The 26,104-nt window shown below is 65.8% G+C and carries 21 protein-coding genes; 16 read left to right on the forward strand and 5 right to left on the reverse strand.

Going from position 1 to position 26,104, the window contains the following annotated elements:
* Together ACYOEI_RS17995 and ACYOEI_RS18000 are read left to right on the forward strand one after the other, a co-directional pair.
* Nucleotides 1-265, forward strand: a 265-nt coding sequence (locus tag ACYOEI_RS17995; RefSeq protein ID WP_462850926.1) for a transposase, incomplete at its 5' end; no start/stop codon positions are given.
* Between the two features lie 126 nt (nt 266-391).
* Nucleotides 392-712, forward strand: coding sequence for a hypothetical protein (locus ACYOEI_RS18000; protein ID WP_462850927.1), 321 nt, complete (start codon nt 392-394; stop codon nt 710-712).
* Between the two features lie 574 nt (nt 713-1,286).
* On the opposite strand, the gene ACYOEI_RS18005 is transcribed toward ACYOEI_RS18000, so the two are convergent.
* A complete protein-coding gene (locus tag ACYOEI_RS18005) occupies nt 1,287-2,687 on the reverse strand; it encodes a carboxypeptidase regulatory-like domain-containing protein (protein WP_462850928.1) in 1,401 nt (466 codons plus the stop codon).
* A gap of 985 nt (nt 2,688-3,672) precedes the next feature.
* Here ACYOEI_RS18005 and ACYOEI_RS18010 point away from each other — a divergent pair.
* The 8 genes from ACYOEI_RS18010 to ACYOEI_RS18045 all read left to right on the forward strand — a co-directional run bounded on the left by ACYOEI_RS18010 (nt 3,673) and on the right by ACYOEI_RS18045 (nt 14,700).
* The gene (locus ACYOEI_RS18010) at nt 3,673-3,861 is read left to right on the forward strand and encodes a TrfB-related DNA-binding protein (protein WP_462850929.1); all 189 of its coding nucleotides are present in this window, start codon (nt 3,673-3,675) and stop codon (nt 3,859-3,861) included.
* Nucleotides 3,862-4,195: 334 nt separating this feature from the next.
* Nucleotides 4,196-4,672, forward strand: coding sequence for a carboxypeptidase-like regulatory domain-containing protein (locus ACYOEI_RS18015; RefSeq protein ID WP_462850930.1), 477 nt, complete (start codon nt 4,196-4,198; stop codon nt 4,670-4,672).
* Nucleotides 4,673-4,812: 140 nt separating this feature from the next.
* Nucleotides 4,813-5,802 (forward strand): DUF1559 family PulG-like putative transporter, encoded by a 990-nt coding sequence (locus ACYOEI_RS18020; RefSeq protein ID WP_462850931.1) that lies wholly within the window; start codon nt 4,813-4,815, stop codon nt 5,800-5,802.
* A gap of 178 nt (nt 5,803-5,980) precedes the next feature.
* Nucleotides 5,981-8,878, forward strand: coding sequence for a PVC-type heme-binding CxxCH protein (locus ACYOEI_RS18025; protein ID WP_462850932.1), 2,898 nt, complete (start codon nt 5,981-5,983; stop codon nt 8,876-8,878).
* A 114-nt stretch (nt 8,879-8,992) separates the two neighbouring features.
* Nucleotides 8,993-10,390: a neutral/alkaline non-lysosomal ceramidase N-terminal domain-containing protein gene (locus ACYOEI_RS18030; protein WP_462850933.1), complete on the forward strand. Its 1,398-nt coding sequence runs from the start codon at nt 8,993-8,995 to the stop codon at nt 10,388-10,390.
* Nucleotides 10,391-10,933: 543 nt separating this feature from the next.
* Complete coding sequence (locus ACYOEI_RS18035; protein ID WP_462850934.1) at nt 10,934-11,257, forward strand: MazG nucleotide pyrophosphohydrolase domain-containing protein; 324 nt, start codon at nt 10,934-10,936, stop codon at nt 11,255-11,257.
* Between the two features lie 86 nt (nt 11,258-11,343).
* A complete protein-coding gene (locus ACYOEI_RS18040) occupies nt 11,344-13,629 on the forward strand; it encodes a hypothetical protein (RefSeq protein WP_462850935.1) in 2,286 nt (761 codons plus the stop codon).
* A 144-nt stretch (nt 13,630-13,773) separates the two neighbouring features.
* A complete protein-coding gene (locus ACYOEI_RS18045; RefSeq protein ID WP_462850936.1) occupies nt 13,774-14,700 on the forward strand; it encodes an ABC transporter ATP-binding protein in 927 nt (308 codons plus the stop codon).
* Between the two features lie 126 nt (nt 14,701-14,826).
* Here the strand turns inward: ACYOEI_RS18045 and ACYOEI_RS18050 are convergent, their stop codons facing one another.
* Nucleotides 14,827-16,221, reverse strand: coding sequence for a hypothetical protein (locus ACYOEI_RS18050; RefSeq protein WP_462850938.1), 1,395 nt, complete (start codon nt 16,219-16,221; stop codon nt 14,827-14,829).
* A gap of 523 nt (nt 16,222-16,744) precedes the next feature.
* On the opposite strand from ACYOEI_RS18050, the gene ACYOEI_RS18055 reads away from it, so the two are divergent.
* The 6 genes from ACYOEI_RS18055 (at nt 16,745) to ACYOEI_RS18080 (ending at nt 23,189) form a co-directional block, all read left to right on the forward strand.
* Nucleotides 16,745-17,914, forward strand: a complete 1,170-nt coding sequence (locus tag ACYOEI_RS18055) for a pyridoxal phosphate-dependent aminotransferase (RefSeq protein WP_462850939.1) — start codon at nt 16,745-16,747, stop codon at nt 17,912-17,914.
* 220 nt (nt 17,915-18,134) lie between these two features.
* Nucleotides 18,135-18,554, forward strand: coding sequence for a HEPN domain-containing protein (locus tag ACYOEI_RS18060; RefSeq protein ID WP_462850940.1), 420 nt, complete (start codon nt 18,135-18,137; stop codon nt 18,552-18,554).
* A gap of 14 nt (nt 18,555-18,568) precedes the next feature.
* A complete protein-coding gene (locus ACYOEI_RS18065; protein ID WP_462850941.1) occupies nt 18,569-18,832 on the forward strand; it encodes a hypothetical protein in 264 nt (87 codons plus the stop codon).
* 103 nt (nt 18,833-18,935) lie between these two features.
* On the forward strand, nt 18,936-19,559 hold the full coding sequence (locus ACYOEI_RS18070) for a DUF421 domain-containing protein (protein WP_462851167.1): 624 nt from the start codon (nt 18,936-18,938) through the stop codon (nt 19,557-19,559).
* Nucleotides 19,560-19,673: 114 nt separating this feature from the next.
* Complete coding sequence (locus ACYOEI_RS18075; RefSeq protein WP_462850942.1) at nt 19,674-22,517, forward strand: M16 family metallopeptidase; 2,844 nt, start codon at nt 19,674-19,676, stop codon at nt 22,515-22,517.
* 219 nt (nt 22,518-22,736) lie between these two features.
* Entirely contained in the window at nt 22,737-23,189 is a 453-nt protein-coding gene (locus tag ACYOEI_RS18080; protein WP_462850943.1) for a DUF3224 domain-containing protein, read from the forward strand.
* A gap of 63 nt (nt 23,190-23,252) precedes the next feature.
* On the opposite strand, the gene ACYOEI_RS18085 is transcribed toward ACYOEI_RS18080, so the two are convergent.
* From ACYOEI_RS18085 to ACYOEI_RS18095, 3 genes are all read right to left on the reverse strand, one after another.
* Nucleotides 23,253-24,326 (reverse strand): leucine-rich repeat domain-containing protein, encoded by a 1,074-nt coding sequence (locus tag ACYOEI_RS18085; RefSeq protein ID WP_462850944.1) that lies wholly within the window; start codon nt 24,324-24,326, stop codon nt 23,253-23,255.
* Nucleotides 24,327-24,377: 51 nt separating this feature from the next.
* The gene (locus ACYOEI_RS18090) at nt 24,378-25,283 is read right to left on the reverse strand and encodes a DUF4349 domain-containing protein (protein ID WP_462850945.1); all 906 of its coding nucleotides are present in this window, start codon (nt 25,281-25,283) and stop codon (nt 24,378-24,380) included.
* A 211-nt stretch (nt 25,284-25,494) separates the two neighbouring features.
* Nucleotides 25,495-26,052 (reverse strand): hypothetical protein, encoded by a 558-nt coding sequence (locus ACYOEI_RS18095; RefSeq protein ID WP_462850946.1) that lies wholly within the window; start codon nt 26,050-26,052, stop codon nt 25,495-25,497.
* Between the last annotated feature and the right edge of the window lie 52 nt (nt 26,053-26,104).

Here is a 26,104-nt window from a genome sequence, read left to right on the forward strand (position 1 = left end):
GAAGGAACCCCTCTCTCGGCTCGCCAATCGCCAGGACGATTGCCGGGGAGCGTTCTTCGAATCGCGCTTCAAAAGCGTCGGAATCCTCGATGAGGAGTCGCTCCTGGCGACCTGTGCTTACATCGACATCAACCCGGTCGCGGCGGGCCTCGTCGACGTCCCCGAGGCGAGCCCGCACACGTCGATCAAGGAGCGGGTCGACCACGTCAAGGACCAGGGGCGGTGCGAAGACCTCGAGGCATCACGCCTCGGACCCAGGATGTGACGAAGGACGACGGGGATTTCAGGGTCGACGGTGAGTGACGTAGGCCTGCTTCAGTCGGGCTTGAAGCCGACTGTTGAACCCCCCGGCTTCCAGCCGGTCGGTGATTCAGTGTTTAGGAGATACTTGATGCAATCGTGGGAGCCAATTGAGGATGACGAATTTTCTGCACTCTACGAGGAGCAGTACGACGAATTGAACGAGTCTGAAAGGAGAATCTTCGATCAATACAAGGTTATTCCTTGGAAGGCTGTCATTCGCCGATCGGACCAGGCAGGAGACGAATTCGTTTTTGTAGTTGCGCAAACCCGGGGAGGTGTTCTTTATTTCGATGACGTCGAATATGGTTTCAACGTTTCTAGTCTTGATGTAAATAAACGAATTGCTGAACCCGGCGGCAGCCAAAATACGCTAAAGGAAGCTGTAAACCAATACATGGGGAATAACTGAATAAAAAAGAAGATAGAAGTTGTTGCCATTTTATCTCGACGCGGCATAGCCGCAACCGATGAAGAGAGTTGTATCCGGAGGGCCGGGGCGCGCCATGGCTTTCCTCCAGCCGTTGCCGGCCCTTCGATGTACAATCCCGTTGAACTGAGCCGCTTCGCGGGGGCCACTCCTTTGGTCTTTCAATCGCCTGTCGACTCGGCGGCGACTTATGACCGGGTAGACCTGGGTAGTGGCCCACCCAGGCCCCAACAGATCCAGACGTTCAATTCAATTACATTCGTATATTCATCTCATGACTTCGCTACGCCGCTCCGCAGGCTGTGGACCACTCGGGCGAGAGGGAGACTATATCGCTTCTCCATACGAAGGGACTCCTCCGTCGTCACATCACCGTCACGGCGACGCCGAGTCAAACATTGCACCCGCCTCGAGCGGCAGACATCGCACCCACAACCGAAGGCCGGGTAGGGAAGCCTGCCCGGCTTCCGGTGTTTACACGCCGTCCGAGGTCATAATTTGCAAACTCTGCCACCGCCGCTCTTCGCCCGGAAGAAGGCCGAGTGGGAAATGCGTTTCACTTTGCCTTCAGCGTGATCGCCTCCGACTGGCCGCCCTTTACGTCGATCGTGACCGGCCCCGCTTCTTCACCGTCCGAGCCCGGGTTCGGACGCCCGGTCAGGATGTAACGACCCGGCGGCATGATTGCGAAATTCAACTGGTCCTTCGCGTCGATGTTCCCCGAGCCGCCGTAGGAGCCAACCACTTCGCCGCCTTCCGGCGAGATCTTCACCACATAATCACCCGTTCGCTTCTTCCCTCCGAAATCCACGGTGACCTGGACGCTTCCAGCTTTCTTCATGCGGATCTCGACGTTCGTCTCCGGTGACTTGACGGGCTGGCCCAGGCCGGGACCGTAATAACCCGCTTTGTGGACCCAGATCGAAGCCGTTCCGGCCGGAATCGGCTCGGCCCGAAAGCGTCCGTCGGCGTCGGTTCTGAATTCATACTCCGACGGAGACTGGTACTTTCCACCGGACACGGCCTGGACGTTGCCGAACCGTACGTCGACATCCGCCATCGGCCTCCCGTCCTCGTCGATAACACGGCCCGTGACGGGGGCGGAGCGGACCAAGCCGATGTCGTATGACTGCCAGCGCGGCTGGTCGTCGAGCCGGGCATTGCCGGCGACGCGAGGCACAAAGCCATCCGCCTCGACGACGACGCGGACCCAGCCCGCCGGGGCCTTCTTCAGGACCCAGCGCCCCTGGGCGTCCGATCTGGCCTCGGCCCCGGCCGGGTAGAGATAACCACTCTTCTGCTGCGGCTCGACCCGCTGGAGTCGCATGGTGGCTGCCAGGGGCTGTCCAGTCGCCAGGTCGGTGACCTTGCCCTCCAGCACCGCCCCGTCGTCCGCCGTGAAGCCGTGGGCCACCAGGCGATTATCTACGACTTCGATCTCCGCAGGAACGGTCACGGCGCCCCAGTCGATGCCGGCGGTGTAGACGTCGACCTGCGAGGGCGGCGAGGTTTCCCCGTGGCCCGTCGGGTTCAGATCGGGAGGCAGCTTGCGGAGCTGCTCCCAATTGGCCGGCACCCAGACCGTAAACGACCAGTCGATCTTCGCGGCCGCGAGCTTTTCCGGCTCTTGGTTCGGGGCCAGCCAAAATGAATGGCCGACGCCATCATGGACGACGATTCGCCTGCTTTTCACGTCGATCTTGGCGAAATCGGCCAAGACGGCGTTCAGGGCCTTCACGTCGCCCCGGCACTCGGCATGCCACTGGCCGCCACCGAAGGGCGGGCCCTCCCACCAGGCGATGCGGCCGGCGTGGTTGAAGATCGCAGCCGCGCCAGTGGGCCAACCGGGGTCGCGGAGCGAGGTATTGCCGGTGCCGCCGGTGATCAACGCCGACGCCTCCCGAGGGGACGAGACGGCAAGGATAGTCAGTAGTAAGCCCGCTGTGATCCTGGACATGGTAACCCCCGGGGAGAGTGCGTGAAGCAGAGCGATACCGGATAGACGGCCGGGAACCGGGATTCTTAGACCGAATAGTATCCTGCGGTTCGCTGGATTGGCCACTTACGCACGCCGGGAATCAGCCGGAAAAGTGGTGGACGATCCGGCCAAGGCCGTCGGCTCCTCGGCGGGTTCCGTGGTGGGTGACACGCTTCGCGGTCTACATCGGCATATCGTAAATGTAATTCTTGACAGTAATTAGCCCCACACGAACTCGGTTGCACTCATTGTTCCCACGACGCGGGCGTGCAGGACGTGACTTTACCGATGATGGAGCGGGTCGGGCTCGGCTTCGGGCCGGACCTCAGACGGCGGGGCAACCTTTGAGGTTCGCCACACGACCCAGGCCCAGACGAGCCGCGACCTCCTCGAGACGAGACCGGCTCGATGCCAGGAATCGCCCCAGCAGCCGACCCTTCCTGAAGCCTCCGAGCCGTGTTTGCCAGGTCCCCACGCTCGACCCCAACCGATCGAGGATCTCGGACACCTCGCGGGCCACTATCGCCTTACCCTCCCGGAAGAGCCGGGACGTGTGTGTCATCGACCAGGAGCAGATAGCTGCCCAGCGGGAACCCCTCGAGCATCCGCTCTCGGGACGAATCCAACGGCCGACGATCCTCGACAAGGCACAGCCAGAGGGACTCCTCCAGGCCCGAAGACGCCTCCGACCCCACCACGCGACCGTGACGCGATGCCTCGAGGTCCTCGCACCGCTCCTGCGCCTTGACGTGGTCGACGCGTTGCTTGACCGAAGTGTGCGGACCCGCCTCGGGGACGTGGACGAGGCCGGCCGCGAACGGGTTGAGGTCGATGTAGGCACAGGTGGCCAGGAGCGACTCCTCATCGAGGGTCGCCAGGCTCCTGAAGCGTGCCTCGAAGAACGCTCCCCGGCAATCGTCCTGGCGATTGGCGAGCCGAGAGAGGGGCTCCTTCAGACAATTCCATGGAGTTCGAGGAAAGGACCTGGCAGATCTTCTGGCGGGTCACGGTCGAGAGTCAGGCGCCTGCCGTCCTCGCCGAGGGCCTCGGGGTCACGGCGACCTCCATCCGTAAGACCAAATCTCGCGTCTTGCGCCGGCTCAAAGACATCCTCGGCGCGCCCACGCACGAGGGCTTCCCGCCCCCTCACTGATCGGCCGGGCCGAGACTCCAACGAATGCTTCCCAAGGGGGATAAACATCCTCCGACGACCCCTTCGCCGACCCGTCTCCTCGTCCGACAAAGTCAGTTCACACTCCGTGCGATTCCCTCCTGAGAGCAGGTCGAACGACCTGTGTCCCACCCTTGCACCGATCCGGGTGACGGCCGCGCCTTCGCATCGCGATGGATCGCCGAATCTCTTCACGGATCTGTGCATTCCAGATCGCAGCGCTTTTGAAAGTATAGGGATACGTCGGCCGAGGGCCGGCGCGTCTCGAGGGCGGCCGCGATAGGGCTTCGATCCTTGGAACCGGTGAGGTGCGGGAATGACTGGGCGCCAACATCCGCGACTCTGGGCTTGTGCGTTCCTCCTCGGTACGGCCTCGGCCGTGCCGGGGTGCTGGGGCTCGGGCGACTCATTGCCGCGCGAGGCGGTCTGGGGCGTCGTCACGTTGGACGGGGAGCCGGTCGCCAATGGCTCGATCCGGTTCAACCCGACCGCCGCCGATACCACGGGGGCGGCCGTCGAGGGCGGGAGCGCGATCCGGGAGGGTCAGTTCTCGATCCCCGTCGACGTGGGGCTGATCCCCGGGAACTACCGGGTCGCCATCTCCGCGGGCAAGCGGCGCGACGCGAAGTCGAAGGGCGACGCCGGGGCGCCGGATGCCCCCGCGGCCCCGGGGGGCGGCCTGGTCCTGGCCAGGGAGATGATCCCCGAGAAGTATAACTCGAAGTCGACCCTCAAGGCGGAGATCAAGGGAGGTCACCGCAATGAATTGACATTCGAGCTCCGTTCGAAATGAGGGCGTCCTCGCCCCGAGCATCCTCCCTCTCCCCGAATCCGCCTCGATTCGTCGGTCCCCGAGCGGGCCGGTCGACGGCGCCTGGGAAACGCCTCAAGGAATCCCTCGGTTCATATCTCGATCATTGGGAGTGATTGGTCATGGGACACCGCCGGAAGGGCTTCACGCTCATCGAGCTCCTCGTCGTCATCGCGATCATCGCCGTCCTCATCGCTCTGCTCCTGCCGGCCGTCCAGGCGGCCCGCGAAGCGGCGAGGCGCATGCAATGCGTCAACAACCTGAAGCAGATCACGCTGGCCATGCACAACTACCACGAGCAGCAGGGGAGCCTGCCCCCCGGCGTCAAAGGATGCTGCTACGGGACCTGGCTCGTGTATATCCTCCCGCAAATCGAGCAATCGAATTTATATAATTCGTGGAATTCCTCGGCGAACGACAAGAACCCCGCGAGCGGGATCTTCACGTACAGCGGGCCCCCGAACACGACGGTCACCTCGAGTCGCGTCAGTGCGTATTACTGCCCGAGCGACCCGAACGGCCATGGGCTCATCGGGGTCGGGGCCGTCACGTCGCAGAACTACGTCGTCAACTTCGGCAACACGATCGTGAACCAGCCCAACCAGTTCCTGTACAACGGCGTCACGATCCCGTTCCTCGGGGCTCCCTTCTCCGACATGGGATCGCCCCTCCAGGGGTTCCCGGCGAGCGTCCAGGGGACCTTCAGTTTCGCGACGATCACCGACGGGTTGAGCAACACGATGCTGACGTCGGAGCTCCTCGTCGGGCAGGGGTTCGACGTGAGGGGATTCTCGTGGTGGGCGTACGGATCCCAGTTCACCGGGCTCCTGGCCCCGAACTCGTCGTCGCCGGACGTCGTGCAGGACCAGAGCTATTGCAACCCGATCGCCACGAACCCGCCTTGCACGGGGGCGACCGTCACGGTCAACAGCAACGGCGTCTTCTCCGGACTCGGGATGGCCATGGCGGCGCGCAGCAAGCATCCCGGCGGCGTCAACGTCGGCTTCTCCGACGGCAGCGTCAAGTTCATCAAGAACTCGATCAACATCAACGTCTACCAGGCGCTCTCCTCCACCAAAGGGGGCGAGGTCATCAGCGCCGACTCCTATTGAGAGAGTTCGCTCCGAAGGGCGCCAGGCGGCGCGTCGCGACCACTGATGCCGCGAGCTCGCCGCGTCGGAGGGGGAGACGGTGTCGGCCGAACGCTCCCCCCTCCGTTGCAACCGGCGCGGACTCGGCCCTCTCGCCGCGATTCGTGACGTACCACGCATGGTTCGAGGATAGCCGCTCATGATCCTTCGCCTCGCAAGACGGTCCGTCGGGTTCTGCCTCCTCGCGACGGCTTTCGGTCCGGTCGTGCATGCGGACGATCCGGGAGGGTTGACTCCCGAGGCCTCGCTCCGCTCGATCCGGGTCGAGCCCGGGTTCACGGTCGAGTTGGCGGCGAGCGAGCCACTCGTGAAGGACCCGATCGCCATCGACTGGGGGGCCGACGGACGGCTCTGGGTCGTCGAGATGGGGGACTATCCCCTCGGCATCGACGGCAAAGGGAAGCCTGGCGGGCAGGTGCGCGTGCTCGAGGACCGCGACGGCGACGGCCGGTACGATGCGGCGACGGTCTTCCTCGACGGGCTCGCCTTCCCGACCGGGGTCATACCCTGGCGCAAGGGGGTGATCGTCGCGTGTGCCCCCGAGATCTTCTATGCCGAGGACCGCGACGGCGACGGGAAGGCCGACGCTCGCGAGGTCCTCTACTCGGGCTTCGTCGAGGGGAACCAGCAGCACCGCGTCAACGGCTTCGAATACGGCCTCGACGGCTGGATCCATGGCGCCAACGGCGACAGCGGCGGCACCGTCCGATCCTCGAAGACGGGCAAGTCGATCCCGATCAACGGCCGCGATTTCCGCTTCCGCCCCGACACCGGCGCGTTCGAAACCGAGAGCGGCCAGACCCAATTCGGCCGGCACCGGGACGATTGGGGCCACTGGTTCGGCAATAACAATCCCAACTGGGCCTGGCACTTCGTGCTCTCGGAAGCCGACCTCCGCCGCAACCCGCACTTCGCCCCCCCCGACCCCAAGCACATGCTCGAGCCCGACACCCGGCTCTACCCGGCGAGCAAGACCGTCCCCCGGTTCAACGAGCCCTGGACGGCCAATCACGCCACGTCGGCCAACAGCCCCACGCCGTATCGCGACGACCTCTTCGGTCCCGAGTTCGAGCGCAGCCTGTTCGTCAGCGAGCCGGTCCACAACCTGGTGCACCGCATGGTGCTCGAGCCCGACGGCTCGACGTTCAAAGGCCGCAGGGGGCCGGGTGAGTCGGGCCGCGAATTCCTCGCGTCCGCCGACCCCTGGTTCCGTCCGACGATGCTCAAGATCGGGCCCGACGGCGCCCTTTGGGTCGCCGACATGTACCGCGCGGTGATCGAGCACCCCGAGTGGATCCCCGACGACTGGGAGCGTCGGATCGACCTCCGCGCCGGCGGCGACCAAGGCCGGATCTACCGGGTACGACCGACCGGCAAGGCGACACGTCCAATCCTTCGTCTCGACCGGCTCGATCTCCAGGGACTCGTCGCCGCGCTCGACAGCCCGAACGGCTGGCAACGCGACACCGCCCAGCGACTTCTCCTGGAGCGGGCGGACCCGGCATCCGTCGTCCCGCTCCGTACGCTCGCCGCGAAGACGAACCGAGCCAAGGCCAAGATACAGGCCCTCTGGACGCTCGCCGGGCTGGGTGGCCTCGACGAGGCGACGGCCCTCCGGTTGCTCGGCGACGGCCACCCCGAAGTCAGGCGAGGCGCGGTCGAGGCGACCCGGTCGATGCTGGCCCGATTCCCTCGAGTCGCGGACTCCGTGCGAGGTTTGGCCGAGGACGCCGACGCTCGGGTCCGGCTCCAGGTCGCGCTCGCGATGGGCGATTGGACCGATCGCCGAGGGGGCGAGACGCTCGTGGCCCTGGCCAGGCGTGAGGGCAACGATCCTTGGACGCGGGCCGCCGTCCTCAGCTCGGCCGTCCCTCACGCGGCCACGCTCGTGGCGGAACTCTGCGGCAAGGGGGGCGAGAAGACCGACCTCGAGCTCGTCGGGCCGCTCGTCACGCTGGCGGCGTCGACCCTCGGCCGAGACGCGGTGGACGTCCTCGGTCGGGCCGCCTCGACGTCCTCGCGACCTGACGGACGCTTTTCACCTTGGCAGTACGTCGTACTTACGCAACTACTTGACGTCCGCAATCGCGTACCCGACTCCGAGGGCGACCGCGAGATGGATCGGGCGTCCGAGCCGCTTCGCGAGGCCGCCCGCGCGACGGTCCGCGACGAGTCGGCCGACCTTTCGGGGCGGATCCTCGCGGTCCGGCTCCTCGCCAGGCAGGCCGCGAGTGCCGACGACCTCGACCTGCTCGTCGGGTTGCTCCGGCCCCAACTCCCCGTGCCGCTCCAGCAGGAGACCGTGGCCGCCCTCACCCGGAGCGCGGATCGTCGCGTGCCCTCCCTCTTGCTCGAGTCCTGGAAGCGCGACTCGCCCCAGGTCCGAGGCGCGATCCTCGGGGCCTTGCTCACCCGAGAATCGTGGACCGGCGACCTCCTCTCCGCGATCGAGGACGGCCGAGTTGCCTCGGCCGACCTCGATCCCGCGAGCCGACAGCGGCTCGTGGCCCACCGCGACGGCCGGATCCGGTCGAGGGCGGACGCCCTGTTTGCCCGCCCCGACTCCTCTCGTCGTCAGGTCCTCGAAGCCTATCGGCCCGCGCTGACCTTGGCCGGCAAGGTCGAGGCCGGCTCGACGCTCTTCAAGAATCGGTGTGCGTCCTGCCACCGGTTCGGGGGGAGCGGATCGGAGGTCGGGCCCGACCTCGCCGCGTTGACCGACAAGTCCCCCGAGGCCCTCCTGACCGCGATCCTCGACCCCAACCGGGCGTTGGAGATGAAGTACGCCGGCTTCACGGTCGCGACCGTCGACGGCCGGGTCCTGTCCGGCCTGATCGCCGCCGAGACCGCCAACGCGGTCACCTTGCGGCTCCAGGAAGGCAAGGAGGAGGTCCTCCTGCGCTCCCAGATCGAGGCCATGAGCGGTTCGGGCCGGTCCCTCATGCCCGAGGGCCTGGAAGACGGCCTCTCGCCCCAGGACCTTGCCGACCTGATCGTTTTCCTGGCATCATCCGGGTCGTCGCCGGCGGCGAGGTGAACACTCGGATCGAACCTCGGCCCGATCACGCCCCGATCGAATCGAGACGACGCCCGCCGGCAAGGCGGCCCGCGACGCCCTCCCTCGGCTCTCACTCCCTCGAGGATCCTCGCAATGCGTTTGGCCTTCGCATCCCGCCTCGTCTGCTTCACGATCCTCGTCGCCTCGACGGCGCAGGGAGAGGAACCGGCCCAGGCGCTCCGGCCCTTCGGCGTCGCCGTGGTCGACATCACCCCCGAGTACCCGATCCGCCTGGCGGGCTACGGGAGCCGCACGACCGAGTCGGACGGGATCGTCAACCGGCTCAAGGCCAGGGCGCTGGCGATCGGGGCCGACGAGGCCGAAGGCGGGCCGGCCCTGATCATCTCGGTGGACAACGTCGCCATCCAGTCACGGATCACGGAGGAGGTCGCGGCGAATTTGAAGGCCAAGAAAGGCTTGAAGCGGGAACGGATCGTCATCTGTGCGTCGCATACCCACTCCGGACCGTTCTTGAGCACGGCGTCGGACACGCTCCTGGGCGACCTCCCCGCCGATCAGGTGACCCGGATCGGCCGCTACACTCGCGAACTGACCGAGGCCATCGAGAAGGTGGCCCTGAAAGCCCTGGAGGACCTCTCGCCCGGCCGGCTTGCGTGGGGGCAGGGGCATGTCGGGTTCGCGGGCAATCGGCGCGTGTTGAAGGACGGGCGTTGGGTCGGCTTCGGGCTCAACCCGAACGGCCCCGTGGACCAGAGCCTGCCGATGTTGAGCGTGACCGACCCGTCGGGCAAGGTCCGGGCGGTCGTCTTCGGCTACGCCTGCCACTGCACGAGCATGGGGGGCGAGTTCAACAAGATCTGCGGCGATTGGGCCGGCTTCGCCTGCGAGGAGATCGAAACCCAGACGCCCGGGGCCCTCGCGCTCGCGATCATCGGCTGCGCGGGGGACTCGGGCCCCCAGCCTGCCGGGAAGGTGGAGGATGCCCGCCGACACGGGGCGGAGATCGCCCTTGAGGTCGCTCGTCTGTTGAAGACCCCGCTCAAGTCCTTGAGCGGCCGGATCGCCGCACGCCTCCGTCCGATCGAACTGCCGCTGGAGACGCCGCCGACTCGCAAGACTTTGGAACTCCAGACCAAACGGCCCGGCTCCGAAGGCTACCTTGCCCGGAAGCTGATCGCCCAGCTCGATCGCGGCGAGTCTCTCGCCCGGACCATCCCCTATCCGGTGCGGACCTGGTGCTTCGACGGCGACCTCGCCATGATCTTCCTCGGCGGCGAGGTCGTGATCGACTACGCGCTCCGGCTCAAGTGGGAGATCGACGCCAACCGCCTCTGGGTGTCCGCATACACCGACGATGCCCGCTGCTACGTCGCCTCGCGACGCGTCCTGAACGAAGGGGGATACGAGGCCGACTTCTCCATGGTCCTGTACGGCCAGCCGTCCCGCCTCGCCCCCGAGGCCGAAGACCTGCTCGTCCGGACGGTCCACGACCTCCTCCCGCCGCCTTTCGACGAACCGCGGAAACCCTGAAGCCATCCCGCCGAGTCGCCATCCCCAAAGCGTATGGCTTCAGATCTCCGGGGGGGCCAGGTCTGCCGGGCCACCCCCGGGCTTTCCCCCGCTTCGCGTCCCGCGGGAATCACGAGGCTCATCACCACGAGTCGTCCGACGATCGAGGCGGGCATGCCGATCGATTCCGCGGGAAGGGGGGCCATCGCGCCCGACGCGGAGCAACCCTCATCCTGGGGCCTTCGTCGCCGGAATCCCTGCCGCCACTCCTATAGTCACCGAGCTCGGGTCGGGATCACGTCGAGGTTTGGGGCGTGGTCCCGAGCGAGGGCTCGCACGCTCGGTCGTAACGCGGGCGTTGGGGGATGACTCGATCGACTCGGGGGAAGCGCAGGGGGGCGGAGGGCAAGCGCGATGGAGTTTTGATGGAGATGGGCCTACCCACTGGCTTTCGGATCGCTCGTGGGCGAATCTTATGGGGGTCTGGAAGCCTGGAGATATCGTCCGGGGCGAGGGAACGAGGATTTGCATTCGGGTGACCGACTTTTGTAAGATCGTAGGCCTATGAACGAACAACGGACGGGTAGCCTGACGATCGGAGCCTTGCAGCGACAGATCCGCGAGATGTACGGCGCGAAGGATGAGGCGAGGGGCGACGCCGCCACGTTCCTCTGGTTGACCGAGGAGTTCGGCGAGTTGGCCACCGCCTTGCGGTCGGGCACCCAGGAGGAGCTCGCCCTGGAGATGGCCGACGTGCTGGCCTGGCTGGTGACCTTGGCGAACATTCGCGGGATCGACCTCGAGACCGCCGTGGCGAAGAAATACGGGCACTCTTGCCCGGGCTGCGGGACCTCACCCTGCGTCTGCGACCCGTCCGAGAAGCCTTGAATTGCCGGAAGCCCAAGCGGACAAAGCAATAGCTCGACGGCCGACCGTCTCGACCGAATCGATTGGCTCGACAAGGGATTCGCATCATGCATTTTCGCCCGAGACGTTGGCCGCTGGCGACGGTGTGCGCCGGCTTCCTGATGCTGCAAGGCATGGCCTGGGGTGCCCCGACGAAGCCGCCGATCGAGGTGGAGAACTTCCGGGTCGGCTTCGCCAACAACAGCCTGAACAACGTCTACAAGCTCGGGAACTGGACCCCCGTCTGGGTCCAGCTCCGGGCCGGCGCCGAGCGGTTCTCGGGGACGATGGAGCTGACGGTCCCCGACGACGACGGCACGATGACCCTCGTGCAACAGGCCATCGACCTCGCGCCGAACGAGAGCCGACGGCTGACGGCCTATGTTCGGCCGGGGACGATCGACCATGACTTCGGGGTCCGCCTGATCGACCCGGCCCGCCGACTCCGGACGCCAAGGATTACCGGGACGTCGCTCGCCAAGTTCGAGGGGCTCCCCCTCCGAGGCGACGAGTCGTTGTTGCTGACCCTGGGCAATCCCCAGGGGGTCGATATGATCCCGAGCCTCCCGGGCTTCGGCGGGGACAAGAATTCGCCGGGTCAGATCACCGTGGCGCGGATCGACGTCGCGGGGGGCTACCTACCGGGACGCTGGTTCGGTTACGACGCGGCTCGGGCGATCGTGCTCGACACCAACGACCGCGAGGTCATGTCGTCGCTCGATACGCTTCGGGGTCGGGCGATCGCCGACTGGGTCCAGCGGGGCGGTCACCTCGTCGTCGCGGTCGGGTCCAACTGGCAGCAAGTGCGAGACAGCGTGATCGGGCCGCTCCTCCCGGCGGTCCCCGCCGGCCAGGAGCGAGTCACCGACCTCGGCTCGCTCGAGACCTTCACCGCCGGGGCGACCAAGCCGATCACCCCGCCGGGTTCGCCGCCGGTCATGATCGCGAAGCTCGAAGGGATCGAGGCCCGCGGTGGCAAGATCCTCAGCACCGCCCTCGGCGCCCCGCTCGTGGTCCGGGGGGCCCATGGCTTCGGCCGGGTCACCCTCATCGCCCTCGACGTCGACCAACGCCCCTTCGCCAAGTGGGAAGACCGACCGCTCTTCTGGGTCCGCGCCCTGGACCTTCGCCGCCAGGGGAGTGAGACTTCCGATTCGACCGGAAATGCCCCGAGGCGAATCTACCAGTCGGGCTCGAGCGACCTCGCGAGCGTGCTCCGCCAGTCGCTCGAGCAGTTCCAGGGGGTCAAGCTCATCTCCTTCGGCTGGGTCGCCTTCTTCATCTTCCTCTACATCCTGCTGATCGGGCCCGGCGACTACCTCTTCCTGAAGAAGGTCCTCAAACGCATGGAGCTGACCTGGATCACCTTCCCCGTGATCGTGATCTCGGTGAGTCTCCTGGCCTACTACGCCGCCTACGTGATCAAGGGGAACGTGCTGCGGGTCAATAAGGTCGACATCATCGACGTGGTGCAGGGGCCCGGCCCCGACAACGTCGTCCCGGCGGCCGGCCTGATTCGGGGGACCACGTTCTTCGACGTCTTCAGCCCGCAGAACCGCGACTACACCATCTCCGTCGTCCCGTTGCCCGTGGATCGCGAGCTCCCGAAAGAGGATGGCCCCGCTCCCAAGCTCCCGCCCGGCACCGAGCTGATGCTCTCGTGGTTCGGAGTCCCCGAGTCGGGGTTCGGGGGGATGGGCGGCAGCCAGATGAGCTTCTCCAGCGGCGGGTATGAATACCAGCCTCCGGGCTCGGCCGAGACGCTCGCGGACGTCCGCGTCCCGATCTGGAGCACAAAGTGCCTGAGCGCCCGCTGGTTCGGGCCCGGGCCGAGCACCCCTCTCATCGAAACCGACCTGAAGCCCGCAGGCCCCGACCGGCTCGAAGGGACCGTCGTCAACCGCTCCGGCATCACCCTCCACGACACGCTGCTCGCGTTCAACAAGGAGGTTTACATCCTGGGCAAGGTCGACCCCGGCGCGACCATCCAGGTCGAGTTGAGCCAGGAGCGCCAGCTCTCCGGCCACCTCAAGGCGATCGCCCAGACCTCGGCCGCCCTCCAGCCCTGGAACTCCGACCGGCCGACCATCAACCGTGCCAACCTGTTGCTCGACCTGATGTTCCACGACGCCGGGACGACCTCGACGACTCAGAACGCACTCTCGAGCAACCCGCTCCACGACCTCGACCTGACGGGGCTGCTGCCGCTCGACCGCCCGATGCTGGTCGCCAGGATCGAACGCCCGGCCTCCAAGCTCGTCCTCGAGAACGCCGCGAGCCCTCCCTCGGTCGACCAGACCACGATCCTCCGCGTCCTCCTCCCTTTGAAGAAGGGGTCGGACGAGAAGCCGTGACCCCGAGACCGGACGTCGGCGGCGGAGGCCGGCCGCCGACGTGACCGGCCCTCGTCCGATCGGCCGAAGATCCCTCAATAACCTTCGACGAAGATCCCCGGGTCGATCCCGCGTGTCGCACACGCTTCACATCAAGGCAGATCCATGATCGAGACGCACGACCTGACGAAGATGTACGGCGACCTGTACGCCCTGAACCGGCTGAACCTGACGCTCGACCAGGGAGACGTCTACGGGTTCATCGGCCCCAACGGCGCGGGCAAGACCACGACGATGCGGATCCTGGCGACCTTGCTGAACCCGTCGTGGGGCGAGGCCACCGTCTGCGGCTACTCGATCTACACGGGGGCCAAGGATATCCGCCGGGCGATCGGCTACATGCCCGACTTCTTCGGCGTCTACGACGACATGAAGGTCATCGAGTACCTCGAGTTCTTCGCCGCCGCCTACCGCATCAAGGGGGCGGCCCGCAAGAAGATCTGCGAGGAGGTGCTCGAGCTGGTCGACCTGACCTACAAGCGTGACGCCCTGGTGACCAGCCTCTCGCGCGGGATGACGCAGCGGCTCGGCCTCGCGCGGGTGCTCCTGCACGACCCGCAGGTCCTCCTGCTGGACGAGCCCGCGTCGGGGCTCGACCCCCGCGCCCGCATCGAGATCCGCGCCCTCTTGAAAGAGCTGCGAGCGATGGGCAAGACCATCCTCGTGTCGAGCCACATCCTTCCCGAGCTCGCCGACATCTGCAACAAGATCGGGATCATCGAGCAGGGCGTCTTGATGATCAACGACACCGTCGCCAACGTGATGAAGCAGGTCCGCGCCGACATCGTGCTGAACATCGCGGTCGCCGAGCGCCTGACCGACGCCGCCAACCTCCTCGAGAGCCAGCCCGAGGTGGAATCGGTCCAGGACAAGAACGGCGTCCTCATCGTCAAGATGAACGAAGGGGTCACCCAGTACAGCTACCTCGCGAGCCGCCTGATCGAACAGGGCTACGCGCTGACGCTCTTCAAGGAAGACGAGATCAACCTCGAGACCGCGTTCATGCACCTGACCAAGGGGATCACGAGCTGACGTCGGCCGCGACCGACATCCACCTCTCGAATCCTCGCAGGCACAACGACGAATCCCTCGACCACGGTCCTCAAAGGGTCGTGGTCGAGGGATCGCGCGCTTCCGGCCGAGGCCTCAAGGCGAAGGTCAGGGACCGGAGACGTTGAACCCGTTCCGGGCGACGAAGTTGGCGCCGGCGGTGAAGGACGTGGCGGCGGCGATGTTCGGGATCGCGATCTGCGAAGCCGAGGTCGCTTGCACGTTGCCGTTGATGAGGAAGACCGAGGGCGTGAGCGCCGTACCGCCGGTCACCGAGCTGTTGGCGATCCCACTGGCGACCGTGAACGTGCTGCCCGTGCCGATGATGAGGTTTCCCTGGACATAGCCCGACAGCGAGGGGACGGTCGTGGACGTCCCGGTGCCGACGAGGGCCTGGTTCGTGGCGATGAGGTTCGAGCCCGTCGCCGTGCCCTTGGGGGGCTGCGGGGTCGTGCCGAGGAACCGGCCGACAATCAGGCTGGAGCCGTTGGTGAGGGAGAGGTTCTGACCGACGTTGAGCAAGTTCAGGTCGCGCCCGATCGAGATCCCCGGGCCTCCCGAGAGGTCGACCGCATTGAGTACGTCGAGCGTGTTGAGGTCGCTGCCGGTCGTGATCGAGGCCCCCGGCAGGAGGTCCTGGAAGGCGATCCGGTCGATGGCGGTCGCACCGTTCGCGGTCAAGGGGCCTGAGAGGTCGGCCGTGTGGTAGCCGAGGATCGCCGAGATCTCACCGGTGTTGATCGTGATCTGGCCCACGTTCAGGACGTGGGACTGGCTCGACTGACCGTAGGCGAAGCTGTGGGCATAGCCCTTGCGCTGGGGGAAGGGCAGGGGGCTGATGTCGAGCTCGGTCTGGGTCGTCGAGCCGTCGACGATGATGCCGATCTTACCACCGGCCATCTTGTAGGCACGCACGGTGCCGATCGGCTGGACCACGCTCGAGCCGGGGATCTGGCCCTGGATCGGTGTCTGGGTGCCGGGGACGTTGCCCGAAGAGCTCGAGGACGTCGTCCCCTCGCCCGAGGGCTGGATGAACTGCGTCAGGCTGATCTTGAAGTGGCCCTCGGCCGTGGCCACGATCACGCTCTGGCCGCCGTGGGCGGTCTGGATCGACACGCCGCCGCGAGGGTAGCGGGTGACGGCGGGCCGAGAGGCCCCGGCGGAGAATTGCTGCGGGTTATTGGCCTTGAAGGCAACCGCCGCACTGGGGTGCTTCAGGAAGTAGCTCCCGGGCAGGGACGTCAAGAGGTAGCGGGCCTCGAGACTCCCTCCCGCCACGGCCGGGCGGAAGGATCGCCGGTTCCGGCGGGCCTCGTCGGCCGTGGTGGCCAACCCCAGGGCGTGCCACCTCGAAAGGCCGGCCCCGAACCTTCGCATTTCGCGAACCGAATCACGGCAGAGCGTCGCGACACGTTTGGTAATATCCCGAAGGTCTACCCGACCGGCGGTCAGGCAGGCCAGAGCCCGGATTTCCCAACGTCCATCCTTGCGATCGTCCGACATCCGCACACCCTCCCTGACCCCCGGCGCAACCCCGAAGGGGCGTCGCGAGGCGTTGATCCTGAGCGGTTCGGGGTCGGGCCGCAGCGAATGACGCCGAGCTCCAGCTCCCTACCCGCGTCGGCAGGCCATCGAATCACCGCGGTCGAACGTCCGAGACCGCGGCTATTCGGGATTCCGATCGGCGTCCGCTCCTTCCGAGTCCCGCCCGAGGATCCGCCTCAAATGGGAACTCGACGCGCCGGGCGCCTCCCTGCCGAGTCAACTTATCGGCCACGTCTCAAGCCGGCCGCCGTTGATTCGGAACCCGATTACGACACCCAAGTCGCTCCGCAAGGCTTGCAACGATTCGGCCGATTGTCGGGGACGGCCCGGTCAGTCCGGCGTTGCGAGGAGTCGCCGTCCTCGGCGAGAATAATCGTCGGGCCCGGTCGACTCGAAGCCCTCGGATCTCGTCGCGTGCCGGACGCGCCTCCTCCTCTCCGCATGATCGTCGCTTCCACACCCCAACCCCCGATTCGAAACGATGCAGCATCCCTTGCTCTCCCAGAAGGCGTCACGGTTCACCGAGAGCGTGATCCGAGGCATGTCGATCGAGGCGGCCAAGCACAACGCGGTCAACCTCGCCCAGGGGATGCCCGATTTCCCCGCCCCCGCCGAGTTGAAGGCAGCGGCCTGCCGGGCCATCGAAGCCGACGTCAACCAATACGCGATCACCTGGGGGGCAAAGGGTCTCCGCCAGGCGATCGCCGAGCACGCGGCCTGGCACCTGGGCCTGACGGTCGACCCCGAGACCGAGATCACCGTGACCTGCGGCAGCACCGAGGCGATGCTCGTCGCGCTCCTCTCGATGATCAACCCCGGCGACGAGGTCATCCTCTCGCAGCCCTTCTACGAGAACTACTGGCCCGACTGCGTCCTCGCGGGGGCAACCCCTCGGTTCGTCCCATTGCGGCCCCCCGGCTGGACGTTCGACCTCGACGAGCTCGCCAAGGCGTTCAACGACCGCACCAAGGCGATCATCCTCTGCAACCCGAACAACCCCACCGGCACCGTCTTCTCGCGCGAGGACCTCGAGGCCGTCGCCGCGCTCTGCCGGAAGTGGGACGTCATCGCCGTCACCGACGAGATCTATGAACACATCGTCTACGACGGCCGCCCGCACGTCGCCCTGGCGAGCCTCGACGGGATGCGCGAGCGGGCCGTGACCGTCGGCGGGATGTCGAAGACCTACTCGGTGACCGGCTGGCGCGTCGGCACGATCCTCGCGCCTCCCGTGCTGACCCATGCGTTCCGCCAGGTCCACGACTACGTCTCCATCGGGGCCGCCGCCCCGCTCCAGGAGGCCGGCGCCTTCGCGTACCGGATGCCCCGCGACTACTACGGCAAGCTCGCCGCCGACTACCAAGCTCGTCGCGACCGCCTCTGCTCGGCCCTGATCGACATCGGCTTCGGCCTCGAGCCCCCCCACGGCGCCTACTACGTCATGGCCGACATCGAGGCCTTCGGCGCCACCGACGACGTCGCCTTCGCCCGCCACCTCGTCCGCGACCTCGGCGTCGCCACCGTCCCCGGCTCGAGCTTCTTCAACGACAAGGCCCTCGGCCGCCGTTACATCCGCTTCTGCTTCTGCAAACGCGACGCCACACTGGACCTGGCCGTCGAGAGGCTCCGAAAACTCAAGGTCATTGCCTAAAGCTCTTGACAACCGGGTGGCAACATACTGAGACAAGCCCGAAGCGTGCGTGAGTGAATCCTCCTCGATTGCCTGCGTCAGGATTCACTCGCGGACACTTCGGGCTTATAAGTGGTCGTTCGGAGAGGTTCGTGGAGATGCGATCCGAATATGATCCGTCATATAAGATCTTAACGTAGCAGTACACAGGTGGCATATGGCCAGGATCCGGTTTCAAGGTGTGAGCGAACAGGCCAAGGCCAGTCGGCATCGGATGGACGATGCCCGTGCCCTTTTCAATGCCGTTCGCCGGCGCGGGGCGATGTATTTGGCCGGCTATGCAATCGAATGTCTGCTCAAAATCAAACTGATGAGAATTGACAACTGCCTTACTTCGAGCGACCTGGATTTCGAGCTTCGACGACAAAACCTGCTTACGGCGAATTCAACAATTTTCACCCACCAACTCGAACTCCTGATCGATTTAACCAAGGCAAAGCATAGGCTCAAGCAAATCCCAGAGCTTTGGCTCGCCTTCAATACCGTCAATCGATGGGTCCCCGCCTGGCGTTACTCCGCAGACCTATCCAACCGAGACGACGCGGAGGGCTTTCTCGAGGCCGTTGAAAGTCTATTGCGGTGGATCGAGAACAACACATAAAGGAGTGTCTTACAATGGCTGACGTGCTCCTGAAGCAGAAAATCCGCGAAGTCCTTAAACATGGTTATTTCCACGACGGTGAGGATTTCGTCGATGTCTCCGATGGCCACGATGAAAATGTTCACGTCGTCGTCGTGAGCCGCAAGTTCGAGGGCAAGCGATTGAAAGCGAAGCAAGATCTGATCTGGTCAGACCTGTTCGGCAACCTCACCCAGGACGAATGGGGGCTGGTGACGCTCTCAGTCGGCGTTAGTCCTGAAGAAATCAAGGCAATCTGATCCGGCCGACACGGGGCTTACGGCTAGTGATCTGCGATGACTCGTGGCTTTAGGCTCGCGCAGGGGAACAGCGGAGGGGGGAGATGACGACTTGAGTTCATCCATGGCGATCTGGGCCGCTTCTGATTGGCTTGAGATGTTCCATCTGGCGATCCCATTGTCGGAGAAGATCATCCGGCCGGTGATCGTCTATTTCTTCCTCGTGATCGGCCTCCGGGTCTTCGGCAAGCGGGAGTTGGCTCAGCTCAACCCGTTCGACCTCGTGGTGCTGCTGTCGCTTTCGAACACGGTGCAGAACGCGATCATCGGCGAGGATAACTCGGTGACGGGGGGGTTGATCGGGGCGTTTTCGCTCCTCTCGGTGAACTACCTGACGGTCCGGTTCCTTTTTGGGCATCGGAGGCTCGACCAGCTCCTGGAGGGGGAGTCGACCGTGCTGATCGCGCACGGCAAGCTGCTCCCGAAGGCCCTGGCGAGGGAGTTGGTGACGGAGTCGGAGCTGTTGGCGGTGCTCCACCGCCAGGGGTTCGGGTCGCTTGAGGAGGTCGAGCGTTGCACGCTCGAGCCGGGGGGGAGCTTTGCGATCGAGGGGAAGAACCCGAGGCTCGGCGAGCGGAACCACTCCGAGATCCTCGCGAAGCTCGATCGTCTGACAGCCGAGATCCACGACTTGAAGGCTCTGCTCGCCCGGGATAGCAAGGGGCCAGGGTCCTCGCAAACCCCTTGAATCGCGAGGCAATCCCCGCGAAGGGCTCGGCCGTTCTCTGGACGGGCGCCTCGGGTTATGGTTAGAACGGTGCTTTGCCGGACGATCGAATCACCTAGACGGAGCGACGCCCCCATGCGGCTCGGCATTCCCTCATTCGTTCTGGCGGCGACGGCCGCCGCGGCCTTCCTCACCCCTGCGGCCCGGGCCGACGAGCGGACGCCCCAAATTCCCGACCTCAAGGTCGAGAAGTACACCCTGCCGAACGGCTTGCAGGTCATCCTCCACGAAGACCACACCACGCCCGTCGTCGGCGTCAACATCTGGTACAAGGTCGGCTCGAAGAACGAGAAGACGGGACGCACCGGGTTCGCCCACCTGTTCGAACACCTGATGTTCCAGGGGTCGAAGAACAACGACGACGAATACTTCGGCCCGCTCGAGAAGATCGGCGCCCAAATCAACGGCAGCACCTCGACCGACCGCACCAACTACTACGAGAACATCCCGAGCAACGCCCTCGAGCTCGCGCTCTGGGAAGAGTCGGACCGGATGGGTTTCCTGCTGCCCGCCCTGACCCAGGCCAAGCTCGACAATCAGCGAGACGTCGTCAAGAACGAGCGTCGGCAGCGCTACGACAACGTCCCCTACGGCCAGGCGCCCGAGGCCCTGCTCGAGCTGCTCTATCCGGCCGATCACCCCTACCACCACAGCGTGATCGGGTCGATGGCGGACCTCTCGGCCGCGAGCCTGGAGGACGTCTCGTCGTTCTTCAAGACCTATTACAGCCCCAACAACGCGAGCCTCTGCATCGCGGGCGACCTCGATCCGGCCGCGACCAAGGCGCTCGTCGCGAAGTATTTCGGCCCGCTGCCCAGGGGCCCCGAGGTCGCGAAGCTCGCGCCGAGCGTCCCGGTCCTGTCGGGGCCGAAGTCCCTCTCGCTGACCGACCAGGTCACGCTCCCGAGGGTCCAGTTCGTCTGGCCGACCGGCCCGCGCGGCGACGCCGATGAGCAGGCACTCGACGTCCTTTCGATGGTCCTCGGCGGGATCGACAAGGAGAACCGCCTCTTCCGCGCCCTGATGTACGACCGACAACTCGCCGCCCGCGTCTCGGCGGGGCACCCCGCGAGCGTCCTCGCGGGCGAGTTCGACGTCACCATCTACGCCCGGCCCGGCCAGACCCTCGACAGCCTCGTCAAGCTCGCCGACGCCGAGATCGAACGGCTCAAGACCGAAGGGCCGACCCTCGAAGAAGTCATCAAGGCGCAGAACAGCCAGGAAAGCAGCCTGATCATCGGCCTGCAATCGGCCGGCACCAAGGCCGATTACCTCAACAACTACAACGTCGAGTTCGACGACCCGCTCGCCTACAAGGCCGAGATGGTCAAGCTCTTCAAGGTCACGCCCGAGGACGTCAAGCGCGTCGCCAAGCAGTACCTGACCGCGAACCGGATCCGCCTCGAGGTCGTCCCCGGCAAGCCGACCGCGCGAGCTCCCGAGGCCACGGTCGACCGCTCGGCGCAGGCCCCGCTGGTCAACCCGAAGATCGCCGAGGTCAAGGATACCTTCGACCGCAAGGTGATGCCCAAGATCGGGCCGACCCCGAGCTTCACGCCCCCGTCCGTCGCGCGTCGGAAGCTCTCCAACGGCCTCGAGGTCCTGATCGCCGAGCGGCACGAGCTGCCGATCCTCACGCTCAACCTGGTCGTCAAGGGGGGTGAGTCGCTCGTCCCGGCCGGCAAGGAAGGCCTCGCCTCGATGATGGCCAGCCTCCTCACCGAGGGGACGAAAACCCGCGACAGCCTCCAACTGGCCGGGGCCCTCTCCGAGATCGGCGCGTCGGTCGACGCCGAAGGGGATCTCGAAGATTCGACGCTCTCCCTCACCACGCTGACCAAGCACACGGAGAAGGCGCTCGAGATCTACACCGACGTCCTCCTGAACCCGGCCTTCCCCCAGAAGGAGCTGGAGCGACTCCGCGGCCAGCGGCTGAACGCCCTCAAGGCGAGGCTCGACCGAGCCGAGGGGATCTCCGGCGTCGTCTTCCCCCGACTCCTCTACGGACAAGAGCATCCTTATGGCCGCCCCGACCTCGGGACGCCGAAGTCGGTCAAGTCGCTCACCCGAGACGACGTCGTCGACTTCCACAAGTCGCTGTTCCTGCCCAACAACGCGAGCCTGATCGTCGTGGGGGACACGACCCCCGACGCCGTCACCGCGTTGCTCGAGAAGGCCCTCACGTCCTGGAAAGCGGGGACCGCCCCGAAGGCGGCCCTCCCCGAACCCCCCTCGTCGAAGCCCCTGACGATTTACCTCGTCGACAAGCCGGCCGCGGCCCAGTCGGTCCTCGCCGTCGGTCTGGTCGGGCCGCCCCGCAGCACGCCCGACTACTTCCCGCTCTCGATCATGAACGCGATCCTGGGGGGCCAGTTCTCGAGCCGGATCAACCTGAACCTCCGCGAGGACAAGGGCTACACCTACGGGGCCCGCTCGCACTTCGCTTTCCGGATCGGCCCCGGCCCGTTCGAGGCCGGCGGGTCGGTGAAGACGGATGTCACCAAGGAAGCCCTCGTCGAACTGATCAAGGAAGTCGAGGGCATCGCCGGCGCCCGCCCCGCGACCGACGCCGAGCTCGCGTTCGCCAAGGACCGGACCATCAAGGGCTTCCCCAGCCGGTTCGAGACCACCTTCGGCGTCGCCGGCGCCATCGCCGGGCTCGTCATCTACGACCTCCCGCCGGATTACTTCACGACGTATCAGTCCAAGGTCGAGGCCGTGACCAAGGGTGACGTCGACCGAGTCGCCCAGAAATATCTCGACCCCAAGCACATGACGATTTTGATCGTCGGCGACCGTTCCAAGGTCGAGCCCGGCCTGAAGTCGCTCCCCTACGCCAAGGTCATCAACGTCCTCGACCCCGAAGGCAACCCTCTCCCCCCCTCCGGGCCCGCCGAGGCCGAGGTGGGGGCGAAGTGACGTAAGCCTTTCAGTGATTGACACTCGAGGCCGGTCGGACGTAAACAACGGTCCGACCGGCCTCTTTTGCAACGACCGGATCTTGGGTCGTCGGTATTCCCTGGCCAGGGATGACGCATGGATCAAAAAAAGACTTACTCATCAACAGATAACGCAGATAATCCCAGATAAAAAATCCGAAGAGATCATCAATTTTATTTTGATTAAAGAATTCGTTTGATGGTATTCCATCTGGAAATCCGAGGCGACCTGGAGCGAAAGACAGCGATGGCAAGTACGGCCGGGGGAACGTTCGAGGTCAAGTTGTCGGCTCGACCGCCGGATGAAGGGGGCGGGGGGGCCGCCATCGGGAGGCGGCTCATCGATAAGCAGTTCCGTGGTGATCTCGAGGCGATCAGCAAGGGCCAGATGCTGGCGGCGGGGACCGAGGTCAAAGGGTCGGCGGGATACGTGGCGATCGAGAGGGTCGAGGGGACGCTCCTCGGCCGGCGCGGGACATTCGTGCTCCAGCACACCGGGGTCATGAATCGCGGGACGCCCCAACTGACGATCACGGTCGTCCCCGACTCCGGCACCGGCGAGTTCGCCGGCCTCGCCGGCGCGATGAGCATCCTCATCGCCGACGGGGTTCATTCGTATGAGTTCGCATTCACCCTCCCCGACGGCCCCTGATCGGGCCACCCACCTCCTCGGATCTGGCCCGGGGGTCCTGAGGGCATGGACGAAGCCCCTCGCTCACTTGGCCCCAGAGACCGCCTTCCGTCTCGCGGTCTCGAGGAGCTTCGGATACTCAGGGTGCTCATCGAGCGGCCGGAGATTCTCTTCCTCGAGGGTCTGGATGCTCGAATAGCCGAGATCGACGGCGTGGGCCAGCGCAGCGAGGCCACGGTCCTCGCAACGCTTGCGGACGGCCTGCCGCTCGTCGGGCGAGAGGGCCGACTCGCGGATGTCGTCGATGGCGCGGAGGCTGGCCGCGCAGGCACGAGCTACCCGGATCAGGCTCGTCGGGTTGTCCGTCTCGAGCGAGCAGACGGCGTCGGCCGTGGCGACCAGCTCGGCCCCATCGCCCCGAGTGGCCATGAGGCCGGCGCGTCGGGCCAGGACGAGGCACGCCAGTCGGACCGGCCGCGACCTCGCAAAGGCCAGGTCCTTGAGCGCCCGGGCCGAGGCCGCGGAATCGACCATATCCTCCTCCCTAAAGACCTGGAGTTGGGGCAACGCACGTTCCAGCTCCCGCACCCCCTCGTCGGTCACTCGGGTGCCCGCGACGCTGAGCGTCCTGAGCCGGCTCAGGCCCAGGAGGTGGGCGAGACCGTCGTCACCGATCGGCGTCTCGATGAGGCCGAGCGACTGCAAGCTGGTCAGCCCTTCGAGCCGCGCAAGCCCCTCGTCGGTGACGGCGGTCTGGTTGAGGGACAGGGCTTCCAAATGGCCAAGTCGTCCCACATGGACCATCGTCTCGTCGTTCGCGCGAGACGGGTCACCGACCCGTTGCGGCAAGAGGTCCACCCCGACGACGTTGCCGACGTAATCGACCCCGACTCTCTCCGCGAACCACCTCGGCGGTTGCGGCCTCGCGTTCTGGTCGATGATGTGGGGGTTGGTCCGGCCCCACTCCCAGTCGTAGGTCACTGAGCCATGAGCCTTGCGGATCGCGACCACGGCGGCCTGCTGGGTCCGGACACTCTGCACATACCCACCCATCCAGACGCCAAGTCCCAGGACGAGCGCCATCAGGGCCCGGACGCCCAGGAACGGTCGCAATCGTCGCCGCCAGGTTCGAGTGCGAGGTTCGGTCAAGGCTTCCATCGAGTTCCCCTGGAGGAATCCTTCCCGCCAACACGAGGGATCGGATCGTCATCAACGACGGCCGGCCCTCGACATCAGCACTCGGAGGATGAGGAGAGCGACGAGAATGAGCGGGATCCAAGGCGTGATCGACACGATGGCCAGGACCAGCCACTCCCCGAACTCAACCAGTTGGGCGACCGATCGGGCGAAGGCCCGGCCGATCTGGGTGGTGAAGGCGGGTGAGGCCGGCGGGACGAAGTCCCGGACTTCGGTCGCGCTGATCGTGACGGTGCTCATCGCGGTCTGACTGGCCAGAAACCGGAGCCGACCCTGCATCTGCTCGATCTCGCCCCGGACTCGGCTCAGTTCCCGCTCGACGGCCAGGATGTCCTCGAGTTTGCCCGTGGAATCGGCCAGGTGCTTCTGGAGCCGCGATTCCTCACGTTGCTTGTTCGCGATCCGCGCCTCCAGATCGTAGTATTCCTGGCTCACGTCGTCGGAATTCACCCGGTTCTGCTGGAGCTCACCCAGCTTTCCCACCGCGGCCAGGAAGGCGTCGAACCGGTCGGCCGGCACGCGGATCTTCCACGTCGCCGTCTGCCTTTGTTGCGTATAACTTTGAATGTCGGTATTCGAAAGATAACCATTGCTCGACTTGACCAACTCGGCCAGCTTGTCGCCCGTCTTTGCGACGCTCTCGACGACGAGCGTCACGTCGGCCGTGTAGATGATCTTCCTCGGCATGGCCGGCTTGGCCACGTCTCCGGGGTTCGCCATCTTCCCAGCGACGGCCGCCACCTCGCCCGGAGCCTGCGAGGCGGCCGGTGTCGCGGGGGCCTCGGAAAAGTTGCGGGCCGCGACGTGCGCCGATTCGAAGGAGGCTTGCTCCCCGCACCCGAGCAAGGCAAGGCTCAAGGCGAGGAGGCCAATCCCATGCCGTCTGACCGACGGACCAAGCGACATCTCGGTGCGCATGCGATTGGGTTCCCCAAGCAACCACGGTCGACCACGGGCAGGCGGTCTTATTCGTCGAGCCTCGAGACGACTCGCCGATCCGGCGACGGATCGACGACCCGGGCACATCTTGAGGATGTCGCCCCCCGACGGGGTTTGCAAGGAGGATCTCCTCGCTCCCCCCGCCGCGAGGCGTGAGGCCGCGGCTCCAGTCGGCCGAGGGCTTGGCCCATCAGTGGCCGATCCCGGGCCCCGGCAGGCTCCCTGACTCCTTGGCACGCTCGCGCGCCAGCCAGAGTTCGCCCTCGAGCCGGTAGGCCTGGACCTCGAGGAATTCGAGCGCCGTGAGGATCCTCCGCTCGCAGAGGGGCCGCATGCTGGATTCCAATCGCTCCATCCGTTGGAAGTGTTCCTCGAAGGCGGCAATGCGCTCGGGGTTGTTGCGAGAGGCCGAGAGGGCGAAGTACGCCTCCGGGTCGGTGACACGGGGCTCGTCGTCGGAGGAGCTCGCGTAGAGCCGGTCGCCCAGCAATCGGCGCGACCAGCGGTACACCTCCGCGCGCGTCCTGAGGGCGGACGCCCCATCCCGCTCCCCGCGGCGGATCGCGTCGAGCGCCTGCCGAGACAGCTTGATGCGGGCCTTGACGACGGCCCCGGCCTCGCTGCATCGTACCGTACTCCCTCCCAACGGCCGGGCCACGGCGCCTCGGGAGCCGGCGATGCCGACGACCAGGACGAACAAGGCTAATATGGCGACAACCGCCGCCGTCGAGCGAGATTCGCGACTCATCGTCCACTCTCCTTTCGTATAAAGCCCTTCCTTTTGGAAACCGAAGCGGTGG

This window comes from Singulisphaera rosea, assembly GCF_054877945.1.